8 protein-coding genes are annotated in these 12,338 nt (G+C 52.5%); all 8 read left to right on the top strand.

Annotated features, from left to right (window positions below; translation table 11 throughout):
• The first annotated feature begins 217 nt into the window (after nt 1-217).
• The 8 genes from secE (at nt 218) to rpoC (ending at nt 12,310) form a co-directional block, all read left to right on the top strand.
• Nucleotides 218-601 carry a preprotein translocase subunit SecE gene (gene secE, locus ACWKXT_RS13070; protein ID WP_013094999.1) on the top strand — a complete coding sequence of 128 codons (384 nt, stop codon included), beginning with the start codon at nt 218-220 and terminating at the stop codon, nt 599-601.
• Between the two features lies 1 nt (nt 602).
• A complete protein-coding gene (gene nusG, locus ACWKXT_RS13065; RefSeq protein ID WP_003862341.1) occupies nt 603-1,148 on the top strand; it encodes a transcription termination/antitermination protein NusG in 546 nt (181 codons plus the stop codon).
• Nucleotides 1,149-1,304: 156 nt separating this feature from the next.
• Nucleotides 1,305-1,733 (top strand): 50S ribosomal protein L11, encoded by a 429-nt coding sequence (gene rplK / locus ACWKXT_RS13060; RefSeq protein ID WP_008503452.1) that lies wholly within the window; start codon nt 1,305-1,307, stop codon nt 1,731-1,733.
• Between the two features lie 3 nt (nt 1,734-1,736).
• A complete protein-coding gene (rplA, locus tag ACWKXT_RS13055) occupies nt 1,737-2,441 on the top strand; it encodes a 50S ribosomal protein L1 (protein WP_006810530.1) in 705 nt (234 codons plus the stop codon).
• Nucleotides 2,442-2,732: 291 nt separating this feature from the next.
• Nucleotides 2,733-3,230: a 50S ribosomal protein L10 gene (gene rplJ, locus ACWKXT_RS13050; RefSeq protein ID WP_003862338.1), complete on the top strand. Its 498-nt coding sequence runs from the start codon at nt 2,733-2,735 to the stop codon at nt 3,228-3,230.
• A 66-nt stretch (nt 3,231-3,296) separates the two neighbouring features.
• Nucleotides 3,297-3,662 (top strand): 50S ribosomal protein L7/L12, encoded by a 366-nt coding sequence (gene rplL / locus ACWKXT_RS13045; protein ID WP_002445276.1) that lies wholly within the window; start codon nt 3,297-3,299, stop codon nt 3,660-3,662.
• 319 nt (nt 3,663-3,981) lie between these two features.
• Entirely contained in the window at nt 3,982-8,010 is a 4,029-nt protein-coding gene (gene rpoB / locus ACWKXT_RS13040) for a DNA-directed RNA polymerase subunit beta (RefSeq protein ID WP_008503453.1), read from the top strand.
• A gap of 76 nt (nt 8,011-8,086) precedes the next feature.
• On the top strand, nt 8,087-12,310 hold the full coding sequence (gene rpoC / locus ACWKXT_RS13035) for a DNA-directed RNA polymerase subunit beta' (RefSeq protein ID WP_080330432.1): 4,224 nt from the start codon (nt 8,087-8,089) through the stop codon (nt 12,308-12,310).
• The last annotated feature ends 28 nt before the right edge of the window (nt 12,311-12,338 follow it).

Here is a 12,338-nt window from a genome sequence, read left to right as displayed (position 1 = left end):
TTTGACGCAATGCGCAATAAAAGGGCATCATTTGATGCCCTTTTTGCACGCTTTCACGCCAGAACCTGGCTCATCAGTGATTATTTTTGTCATAATCATTGCTGAGACAGGCTCTGCAGAGAGCGTATAATTCGAAAAGCGAATTAGCATTTCGATTTGGTTTGCCTCGCGATCGCGGGGTGAAAATGTTTGTAGAATACTTCTGACAGGTTGGTTTATGAGTGCGAATACCGAAGCTCAAGGGAGCGGGCGCGGCCTGGAAGCGATGAAATGGGTAGTAGTAGCCGTTCTGCTGATCGTAGCGATTGTCGGCAACTACCTTTATCGTGACATTATGCTGCCGCTACGCGCGCTTGCAGTGGTAATTCTGATTGCTGCAGCGGGTGGTGTCGCGCTGTTGACGACGAAAGGCAAAGCGACTGTCGCTTTTGCCCGCGAAGCGCGTACCGAAGTCCGCAAGGTAATTTGGCCGACTCGCCAGGAAACATTGCACACCACGCTGATCGTAGCGGCGGTTACCGCTGTAATGTCACTGATCCTGTGGGGACTGGATGGTATTCTGGTTCGCCTGGTATCCTTTATCACTGGCCTGAGGTTCTGAGATGTCTGAAGCCCCTAAAAAGCGCTGGTACGTCGTTCAGGCGTTTTCCGGTTTTGAAGGCCGCGTAGCAACGTCGCTGCGTGAGCATATCAAATTACACAACATGGAAGAGTTGTTTGGCGAAGTTATGGTTCCGACCGAAGAAGTGGTTGAGATCCGTGGCGGCCAGCGTCGCAAAAGCGAGCGCAAATTCTTCCCGGGTTACGTGCTGGTTCAGATGGTTATGAACGACGCGAGCTGGCACCTGGTGCGCAGCGTACCGCGCGTGATGGGCTTTATCGGCGGCACGTCTGACCGTCCGGCGCCAATCAGCGACAAAGAAGTTGATGCGATTATGAACCGCCTGCAGCAGGTGGGTGATAAGCCGCGTCCGAAAACGCTGTTTGAACCGGGTGAAATGGTTCGTGTTAATGACGGTCCGTTTGCTGACTTTAATGGCGTGGTTGAAGAAGTGGACTACGAGAAGTCCCGCCTGAAAGTTTCTGTTTCTATCTTCGGTCGTGCGACCCCGGTAGAACTGGACTTTGCCCAGGTCGAAAAAGCCTAAGCAGCGATCAAAAAAGCGACGATTTAATCGTTGCACAAGGCGCGAGATTGGAATACAATTTCGCGCCTTTTGTTTTTATGGGTTACGGCCCGTAAAACGAATTTTATTCACGGGGAGCCTCCCTGAGGCGCTATTACCCAATCAGAGGATTTTAGAATGGCTAAGAAAGTACAAGCCTACGTCAAGCTGCAGGTTGCAGCTGGTATGGCGAACCCAAGTCCACCAGTTGGTCCAGCTCTGGGTCAGCAGGGTGTGAACATCATGGAATTCTGTAAAGCGTTCAACGCAAAAACTGAATCCCTGGAAAAAGGTCTGCCAATCCCAGTCGTAATCACTGTTTACGCTGACCGTTCTTTCACTTTCGTTACCAAAACCCCTCCAGCAGCAGTTCTGCTGAAGAAAGCGGCTGGTATCAAGTCTGGTTCCGGTAAACCGAACAAAGACAAAGTGGGTAAAATTTCCCGCGCTCAGTTGCAGGAAATCGCGCAGACCAAAGCTGCCGACATGACTGGTGCCGACATTGAAGCGATGACTCGCTCAATCGAAGGTACTGCACGTTCCATGGGCCTGGTAGTGGAGGACTAAGAAATGGCTAAACTGACCAAGCGCATGTCCGTGATCCGTGACAAAGTTGATGCGACCAAACAGTACGACATCAACGAAGCTATCGCTCTGCTGAAAGAACTGGCAACGGCTAAGTTCGTTGAAAGCGTTGACGTTGCTGTTAACCTGGGCATCGACGCTCGTAAATCCGATCAGAACGTTCGTGGCGCAACTGTACTGCCACACGGTACTGGCCGTTCCGTTCGCGTAGCTGTATTTGCTCAGGGTGCAAACGCTGAAGCTGCTAAAGCTGCCGGCGCTGAACTGGTAGGTATGGAAGATCTGGCTGATCAGATCAAGAAAGGCGAAATGAACTTTGACGTTGTTATTGCTTCTCCAGATGCAATGCGCGTTGTTGGCCAGCTGGGCCAGGTTCTGGGTCCACGCGGCCTGATGCCAAACCCGAAAGTGGGTACTGTAACCCCTAACGTTGCTGAAGCGGTTAAGAACGCTAAAGCAGGTCAGGTTCGTTATCGTAACGACAAAAACGGCATCATCCACACCACCATCGGTAAAGTGGACTTTGACGCTGACAAACTGAAAGAAAACCTGGAAGCTCTGCTGGTTGCGCTGAAAAAAGCAAAACCAACTCAGGCGAAAGGCGTGTACATCAAGAAAGTTAGCATCTCCACCACCATGGGTGCAGGTGTTGCAGTTGACCAGGCTGGCCTGAGCGCTGCTGCAAACTAATGCCTTTACGTGGGCGGTGATTTTGTCTACAATCTTACCCCCACGTTTGCTAACGAAAGTTAGCGGCTAAAAGATTTGTTCGTTGGAGCCTGGCCTAATCCAGGCCTCCGTCGAAGACCGCAGGTGTTTCGCAAGAGACTTAATCCCCTGCGTAGACGGTGACAGAACGCTAAGATTATTTTTGGATACTCTGGCTTGTTTCTGCTCACCGTATTAAGACGCTCTTCCCGTTGGGTTGAGTGAAGTGAGTTCCGGAACATGAGTTCCGGCAAACATCCAGGAGCAAAGCTAATGGCTTTAAATCTTCAAGACAAACAAGCGATTGTTGCTGAAGTCAGCGAAGTAGCCAAAGGCGCGCTGTCTGCAGTAGTTGCGGATTCCCGTGGCGTTACTGTAGACAAAATGACTGAACTGCGTAAAGCAGGTCGTGAAGCTGGCGTATACATGCGTGTTGTTCGTAACACCCTGCTGCGTCGCGTAGTTGAAGGTACTCAGTTCGAGTGCCTGAAAGACACGTTTGTTGGTCCGACCCTGATTGCATACTCTATGGAACACCCGGGCGCTGCTGCTCGTCTGTTCAAAGAGTTCGCGAAAGCGAATGCAAAATTTGAGGTCAAAGCTGCAGCCTTTGAAGGTGAGTTGATCCCGGCATCGCAAATCGATCGCCTGGCAACCCTGCCGACCTACGAAGAAGCAATTGCACGCCTGATGGCAACCATGAAAGAAGCTGCGGCTGGCAAACTGGTTCGCACTCTGGCTGCTGTACGCGATGCGAAAGAAGCTGCTTAATCGCAGTTATCTTTATAAAGCATTTGCTTACGTATAAACTTATTCTGATTTTCAGGAACAATTTAAATGTCTATCACTAAAGATCAAATCATTGAAGCAGTAGCAGCTATGTCCGTAATGGACGTTGTAGAGCTGGTTTCTGCAATGGAAGAAAAATTCGGTGTTTCTGCTGCTGCTGCTGTAGCTGTAGCTGCGGGCCCGGCTGAAGCTGCTGAAGAAAAAACTGAATTCGACGTAATTCTGAAAGCTGCTGGCGCGAACAAAGTTGCTGTTATCAAAGCAGTACGTGGCGCAACTGGCCTGGGTCTGAAAGAAGCTAAAGACCTGGTAGAATCTGCTCCAGCTGCGCTGAAAGAAGGCGTGAGCAAAGACGACGCAGAAGCACTGAAAAAATCTCTGGAAGAAGCTGGCGCTGAAGTTGAAGTTAAATAAGCCAACTTTTCTGGTTGCAGCCTAAGTCATTAGGCTGATGGCTGGTGACTTTTTAGTCACCAGCCTTTTTGCGCTGTAAGGCATCAGTAGCATTTCACACTGTTTGACTGCTGATTGTCCTGACAATGCATGTTTCTATCGACGACTTAATATATTGCGACAGGGTGCTCGCTCTGTGTAAATCGCGACGAAATGATTTAAGCGTGATAGCAACAGGTATTGCGGAAAGTATTCAATTTTCCGGTCCACAAAATGGTGTTGCACAAACTGTCCCTTCGTCGGACAGATGGGTCGACTTGTCAGCGAGCTGAGGAACCCTATGGTTTACTCCTATACCGAGAAAAAACGTATTCGTAAGGATTTTGGTAAACGTCCACAAGTTCTGGACATTCCATATCTCCTTTCTATCCAGCTTGACTCGTTCCAGAAGTTTATCGAGCAAGATCCTGAAGGGCAGTACGGTCTGGAAGCAGCCTTCCGCTCCGTGTTCCCGATTCAGAGCTACAGCGGTAACTCCGAGCTGCAGTACGTCAGCTACCGCCTTGGCGAACCGGTGTTTGACGTTCAGGAATGTCAGATCCGTGGCGTGACCTATTCCGCACCGCTGCGCGTAAAACTGCGTCTGGTGATCTACGAGCGCGAAGCGCCGGAAGGCACCGTAAAAGACATTAAAGAACAAGAAGTCTACATGGGTGAAATTCCACTCATGACAGACAACGGTACTTTCGTAATTAACGGTACTGAGCGTGTTATCGTTTCCCAGCTGCATCGTAGCCCGGGCGTCTTCTTCGACAGCGATAAAGGTAAAACGCACTCTTCCGGTAAAGTACTGTATAACGCACGCATCATTCCTTACCGTGGTTCATGGCTGGACTTCGAGTTCGATCCGAAAGACAACCTGTTTGTCCGTATCGACCGTCGTCGTAAACTGCCTGCAACCATCATTCTGCGTGCACTGAACTATACCACTGAGCAGATCCTGGACCTGTTCTTTGAGAAAGTGATCTTTGAAATCCGCGACAACAAGCTGCAGATGGAGCTGGTGCCGGAACGTCTGCGTGGTGAGACCGCGTCGTTCGACATCGAAGCCGACGGCAAAGTGTATGTGGAAAAAGGTCGCCGAATCACCGCGCGCCACATCCGTCAGCTGGAAAAAGATGATATCAAACACATCGAAGTTCCAGTTGAATACATTGCAGGAAAAGTAGCCGCGAAAGATTACGTTGATGAATCAACTGGCGAGCTGATCTGCCCGGCTAACATGGAGCTGAGCCTGGATCTGCTGGCTAAGCTGAGCCAGGCTGGCCACAAACGTATCGAGACGCTGTTCACCAACGATCTGGACCACGGTCCGTACATCTCTGAGACTGTACGCGTCGACCCAACCAACGATCGTCTGAGCGCGCTGGTAGAAATCTACCGCATGATGCGTCCTGGTGAGCCGCCGACTCGTGAAGCGGCTGAAAGCCTGTTTGAGAACCTGTTCTTCTCCGAAGACCGCTATGACTTGTCTGCGGTAGGTCGTATGAAGTTCAACCGTTCTCTGCTGCGCGACGAAATCGAAGGTTCCGGTATCCTGAGCAAAGACGACATCATTGAAGTGATGAAGAAGCTCATCGATATCCGTAACGGCAAAGGCGAAGTGGACGATATCGACCACCTCGGCAACCGTCGTATCCGTTCCGTAGGCGAAATGGCGGAAAACCAGTTCCGCGTTGGCCTGGTACGTGTAGAGCGTGCGGTGAAAGAGCGTCTTTCTCTGGGCGATCTGGATACCCTGATGCCTCAGGATATGATCAACGCCAAGCCGATTTCTGCAGCAGTGAAAGAGTTCTTCGGTTCCAGCCAGCTGTCTCAGTTCATGGACCAGAACAACCCGCTGTCTGAGATTACGCACAAACGTCGTATCTCTGCACTCGGCCCAGGCGGTTTGACCCGTGAACGTGCAGGCTTTGAAGTTCGAGACGTACACCCGACTCACTACGGTCGCGTGTGTCCAATCGAAACGCCTGAAGGTCCAAACATCGGTCTGATCAACTCCCTGTCCGTGTATGCACAGACGAACGAATACGGTTTCCTCGAGACCCCGTATCGTAAAGTGACCGACGGTGTGGTTACTGACGAAATTCACTACCTGTCTGCTATCGAAGAAGGCAACTACGTTATCGCTCAGGCGAACTCCAACCTGGATGACGAAGGCCACTTTGTAGAAGATCTGGTTACCTGCCGTAGCAAAGGCGAATCCAGCTTGTTCAGCCGCGACCAGGTTGACTACATGGACGTATCCACCCAGCAGGTGGTATCCGTCGGTGCGTCCCTGATCCCGTTCCTGGAACACGATGACGCCAACCGTGCATTGATGGGTGCGAACATGCAACGTCAGGCCGTTCCAACTCTGCGCGCTGATAAGCCGCTGGTTGGTACCGGTATGGAACGTGCTGTTGCCGTTGACTCCGGTGTTACTGCAGTTGCTAAGCGTGGCGGTACCGTTCAGTACGTCGACGCATCCCGTATCGTTATCAAAGTTAACGAAGACGAGATGTATCCGGGCGAAGCGGGTATCGACATCTACAACCTGACCAAATACACCCGTTCTAACCAGAACACCTGTATCAACCAGATGCCTTGCGTATCTCTGGGTGAGCCAGTTGAGCGCGGCGACGTGCTGGCAGACGGTCCGTCCACCGACCTCGGTGAACTGGCGCTCGGTCAGAACATGCGCGTAGCGTTCATGCCGTGGAACGGTTACAACTTCGAAGACTCCATCCTCGTCTCCGAGCGTGTGGTTCAGGAAGATCGTTTCACCACCATCCACATTCAGGAACTGGCCTGTGTGTCCCGTGACACCAAGCTGGGGCCAGAAGAGATCACTGCCGACATCCCTAACGTGGGTGAAGCTGCGCTCTCCAAGCTGGATGAATCCGGTATTGTTTACATCGGTGCGGAAGTGACCGGCGGCGACATTCTGGTTGGTAAGGTAACGCCGAAAGGTGAAACCCAGCTGACGCCAGAAGAGAAACTGCTGCGTGCAATCTTCGGTGAGAAAGCGTCTGACGTTAAAGACTCTTCTCTGCGCGTACCAAACGGTGTTTCCGGTACGGTTATCGACGTTCAGGTCTTCACTCGTGACGGCGTTGAGAAAGATAAGCGTGCGCTGGAAATCGAAGAGATGCAGCTCAAACAGGCGAAGAAAGACCTGTCTGAAGAACTGCAGATCCTCGAAGCAGGTCTGTTCAGCCGTATCTATGCGGTGCTGGTTGCCGGTGGCGTTGAAGCTGAGAAGCTCGACAAACTGCCACGCGATCGCTGGCTGGAACTCGGCCTGACCGACGAAGAGAAACAAAATCAGCTGGAACAGCTGGCTGAGCAGTATGACGAACTGAAACACGAGTTCGAGAAAAAACTCGAAGCGAAACGCCGCAAAATCACTCAGGGCGACGATCTGGCACCAGGCGTGCTGAAGATTGTTAAGGTGTATCTGGCTGTTAAACGTCAGATCCAGCCTGGTGATAAGATGGCAGGTCGTCACGGTAACAAGGGTGTTATCTCTAAGATCAACCCGATCGAAGATATGCCGCACGATGCTAACGGTACACCGGTAGATATCGTACTGAACCCACTGGGCGTACCGTCTCGTATGAACATCGGTCAGATTCTGGAAACCCACCTGGGTATGGCTGCGAAAGGTATCGGCGACAAGATCAACGCCATGCTGAAACAGCAGCAGGAAGTCGCGAAACTGCGCGAATTCATCCAGCGTGCCTACGATCTGGGTACCGATGTTCGTCAGAAAGTCGACCTGAACACCTTCAGCGATGAAGAAGTGCTGCGTCTGGCAGAGAACCTGCGCAAAGGTATGCCAATCGCAACGCCGGTATTCGACGGTGCAAAAGAAGCTGAAATCAAAGAGCTGCTGCAACTGGGTGGTCTGCCAACGTCTGGTCAGATTACGCTGTTTGACGGCCGTACCGGTGAACAGTTTGAGCGTCCGGTAACTGTAGGTTACATGTACATGCTGAAACTGAACCACCTGGTCGACGACAAGATGCACGCTCGTTCTACCGGTTCTTACAGCCTGGTTACTCAGCAGCCGCTGGGTGGTAAGGCTCAGTTCGGTGGTCAGCGCTTCGGGGAGATGGAAGTGTGGGCGCTGGAAGCATACGGCGCAGCATACACCCTGCAGGAAATGCTCACCGTTAAGTCTGATGACGTGAACGGTCGTACCAAGATGTATAAGAACATCGTGGACGGCAACCATCAGATGGAACCGGGCATGCCAGAATCCTTCAACGTACTGTTGAAAGAGATTCGTTCGCTGGGTATCAACATCGAACTGGAAGACGAGTAATTCTCGCTCAAACAGGTCACTGGTGTCGGGTTAACCCCCGACACCGGATTGTGCTAACTCCGACGGGAGCAAATCCGTGAAAGATTTATTAAAGTTTCTGAAAGCGCAGACTAAAACCGAAGAGTTTGATGCGATCAAAATTGCTCTGGCTTCGCCAGACATGATCCGTTCATGGTCTTTTGGTGAAGTTAAAAAGCCGGAAACCATCAACTACCGTACGTTCAAACCTGAGCGTGACGGCCTTTTCTGTGCGCGTATTTTCGGGCCAGTAAAAGACTACGAGTGCCTGTGCGGTAAGTACAAGCGCCTGAAACACCGCGGTGTGATCTGTGAGAAGTGCGGCGTTGAAGTGACCCAGACCAAAGTACGCCGTGAGCGTATGGGCCACATCGAGCTGGCGTCCCCAACTGCTCACATCTGGTTCCTGAAATCTCTGCCGTCCCGTATCGGTCTGCTGCTGGATATGCCGCTGCGCGATATCGAACGTGTACTGTACTTCGAATCTTATGTGGTTATCGAAGGCGGGATGACGAACCTGGAACGTCACCAGATCCTGACTGAAGAGCAGTATCTGGACGCGCTGGAAGAGTTCGGTGACGAATTCGACGCGAAGATGGGTGCGGAAGCTATTCAGGCCCTGCTGAAGAGCATGGATCTGGAGCAAGAGTGCGAGCAGCTGCGTGAAGAGCTGAACGAAACCAACTCCGAAACCAAGCGTAAAAAGCTGACCAAGCGTATCAAACTGCTGGAAGCGTTCGTTCAGTCTGGTAACAAGCCAGAGTGGATGATCCTGACCGTTCTGCCGGTTCTGCCGCCAGATCTGCGTCCGCTGGTTCCACTGGATGGTGGTCGTTTCGCAACGTCCGATCTGAACGATCTGTATCGTCGCGTGATCAACCGTAACAACCGTCTGAAACGTCTGCTGGATCTGGCTGCGCCGGACATCATCGTACGCAACGAAAAACGTATGCTGCAGGAAGCGGTAGATGCCCTGCTGGATAACGGTCGTCGTGGTCGTGCGATCACCGGTTCTAACAAACGTCCTCTGAAATCTTTGGCCGACATGATCAAAGGTAAGCAGGGTCGTTTCCGTCAGAACCTGCTCGGTAAGCGTGTTGACTACTCCGGTCGTTCTGTAATCACCGTAGGTCCATACCTGCGTCTGCATCAGTGCGGTCTGCCGAAGAAAATGGCACTGGAGCTGTTCAAACCGTTCATCTACGGCAAGCTGGAGCTGCGTGGCCTGGCCACCACCATCAAAGCCGCTAAGAAAATGGTTGAGCGTGAAGAAGCTGTCGTTTGGGATATCCTGGACGAAGTTATCCGCGAACACCCGGTACTGCTGAACCGTGCACCAACACTGCACCGTCTGGGTATCCAGGCATTTGAGCCGGTCCTGATCGAAGGTAAAGCTATCCAGCTGCACCCGCTGGTTTGTGCGGCCTATAACGCCGACTTCGATGGTGACCAGATGGCTGTTCACGTACCGCTGACGCTGGAAGCCCAGCTCGAAGCGCGTGCGCTGATGATGTCTACCAACAACATCCTGTCTCCAGCGAACGGTGAACCAATTATCGTTCCATCTCAGGACGTTGTATTGGGTCTGTACTACATGACCCGTGACTGTGTTAACGCCAAGGGCGAAGGCATGGTGCTGACTGGCCCTAAAGAAGCTGAGCGTATTTATCGCGCTGGCCTGGCCTCTCTGCATGCGCGCGTTAAAGTGCGTATCACTGAATACGAAAAAGATGCAAACGGCGAATTCGTTGCGAAAACCAGCCTGAAAGACACGACCGTTGGCCGTGCCATTCTGTGGATGATCGTACCGAAAGGTCTGCCTTTCTCCATCGTCAACCAGGCGCTGGGCAAGAAAGCGATCTCCAAAATGCTGAACACCTGTTACCGCATTCTGGGTCTGAAGCCGACCGTTATCTTCGCTGACCAGACTATGTATACCGGCTTTGCTTATGCAGCGCGTTCAGGTGCATCTGTTGGTATCGATGACATGGTCATCCCAGAGAAGAAACACGAGATCATCTCTGAAGCGGAAGCCGAAGTTGCTGAGATCCAGGAGCAGTTCCAGTCTGGTCTGGTAACCGCGGGCGAACGCTACAACAAAGTTATCGATATCTGGGCAGCGGCGAACGATCGTGTATCCAAAGCGATGATGGATAACCTGCAGACCGAAACCGTGATTAACCGTGACGGCGTTGAAGAGCAGCAGGTTTCCTTCAACAGCATCTATATGATGGCCGACTCCGGTGCGCGTGGTTCTGCAGCACAGATTCGTCAGCTGGCAGGTATGCGTGGTCTGATGGCGAAGCCAGATGGCTCCATCATCGAAACGCCAATCACCGCGAACTTCCGTGAAGGTCTGAACGTACTCCAGTACTTCATCTCCACGCACGGTGCGCGTAAAGGTCTGGCGGATACCGCACTGAAGACAGCGAACTCCGGTTATCTGACGCGTCGTCTGGTTGACGTTGCGCAGGATCTGGTTGTGACCGAAGACGATTGTGGCACCCTTGAAGGTATCACCATGACCCCGGTTATCGAGGGTGGTGATGTTAAAGAGCCACTGCGCGATCGCGTTCTGGGTCGTGTGACCGCGGAAGACATTCTGAAGCCGGGCACCGCAGACATTCTGGTTCCACGCAATACGCTGCTGCACGAACAGTGGTGTGACCTGCTGGAAGCAAACTCTGTTGACTCCGTGAAAGTGCGTTCCGTTGTATCCTGTGACACCGACTTTGGTGTGTGTGCGCACTGCTACGGTCGTGACCTGGCGCGTGGCCACATCATCAACAAAGGTGAAGCCATCGGCGTTATCGCGGCACAGTCCATCGGTGAGCCGGGTACACAGCTGACGATGCGTACGTTCCACATCGGTGGTGCGGCATCTCGTGCGGCTGCTGAATCCAGCATCCAGGTGAAAAACAAAGGTAGCATCAAGCTCAGCAACGCGAAGTCTGTTGTTAACTCCGCAGGCAAGCTGGTTGTGACCTCTCGTAACACCGAGCTGAAGCTGATCGACGAATTCGGTCGTACCAAAGAGAGCTATAAAGTGCCTTACGGTGCGGTTATGGCGAAAGGTGATGGCGAGCAGGTTGCCGGCGGTGAAACCGTTGCAAACTGGGATCCACATACCATGCCGGTTATCACCGAAGTAAGTGGTTTCATCCGCTTTACGGACATGATTGACGGCCAGACCATTACTCGTCAGACCGACGAGCTGACCGGTCTGTCTTCTCTGGTGGTTCTGGATTCTGCTGAACGTACTACCGGTGGTAAAGATCTGCGTCCTGCACTGAAAATCGTTGATGCTCAGGGTAACGACGTTCTGATCCCAGGTACCGATATGCCTGCGCAGTACTTCCTGCCGGGTAAAGCGATTGTACAGCTGGAAGATGGCGTACAGATCAGCTCTGGTGACACCCTGGCGCGTATTCCTCAGGAATCCGGCGGTACCAAGGACATCACCGGTGGTCTGCCACGCGTTGCGGACCTGTTCGAAGCACGTCGTCCGAAAGAGCCTGCAATCCTGGCTGAAATCAGCGGTATCATCTCCTTCGGTAAAGAGACCAAAGGTAAGCGCCGTCTGGTTATCACTCCAGTAGATGGCAGCGAGCCATACGAAGAGATGATTCCTAAGTGGCGTCAGCTCAACGTGTTCGAAGGTGAACGTGTAGAACGTGGTGACGTGGTTTCCGACGGTCCAGAAGCGCCGCACGACATCCTGCGTCTGCGTGGTGTGCATGCTGTTACTCGTTACATTGTTAACGAAGTACAGGACGTATACCGTCTGCAGGGCGTTAAGATTAACGATAAGCACATCGAAGTTATCGTTCGTCAGATGCTGCGTAAAGCAACCATCGAAAACGCGGGCAGCTCCGACTTCCTGGAAGGCGAGCAGGTTGAATACTCACGCGTTAAGATCGCTAACCGCGATCTGGAAGCGAATGGCAAAATCGGTGCGACCTTCGCGCGCGATCTGCTGGGTATCACCAAAGCGTCTCTGGCAACCGAGTCCTTCATCTCTGCAGCATCGTTCCAGGAAACCACGCGTGTCCTGACTGAAGCCGCTGTTGCAGGTAAACGTGATGAACTGCGCGGTCTGAAAGAGAACGTCATCGTGGGTCGTCTGATCCCGGCCGGTACCGGTTATGCGTACCACCAGGATCGTATGCGTCGTCGCGCAGCGGGCGAACTGCCAGCTGCACCGCAGGTTACTGCTGAAGATGCATCCGCGAGCCTGGCAGAACTGCTGAACGCAGGTCTGGGCGGTTCCGACAACGAGTAACCGTTGATGCCGTAAATAAAAAACCCGC

It is taken from the genome of Enterobacter sp. UPMP701, assembly GCF_053709515.1.
Note: the sequence above shows the minus strand (reverse complement) of the source record. Positions and strands in the feature narration are given on the sequence as shown.

Coding starts and splice junctions, on each gene's coding strand:
- secE (WP_013094999.1), top strand. CDS start 218: ATGAGTGCGAATACCGAAGCTCAAGGGAGCGGGCGCGGCCTGGAAGCG.
- nusG (WP_003862341.1), top strand. CDS start 603: ATGTCTGAAGCCCCTAAAAAGCGCTGGTACGTCGTTCAGGCGTTTTCC.
- rplK (WP_008503452.1), top strand. CDS start 1,305: ATGGCTAAGAAAGTACAAGCCTACGTCAAGCTGCAGGTTGCAGCTGGT.
- rplA (WP_006810530.1), top strand. CDS start 1,737: ATGGCTAAACTGACCAAGCGCATGTCCGTGATCCGTGACAAAGTTGAT.
- rplJ (WP_003862338.1), top strand. CDS start 2,733: ATGGCTTTAAATCTTCAAGACAAACAAGCGATTGTTGCTGAAGTCAGC.
- rplL (WP_002445276.1), top strand. CDS start 3,297: ATGTCTATCACTAAAGATCAAATCATTGAAGCAGTAGCAGCTATGTCC.
- rpoB (WP_008503453.1), top strand. CDS start 3,982: ATGGTTTACTCCTATACCGAGAAAAAACGTATTCGTAAGGATTTTGGT.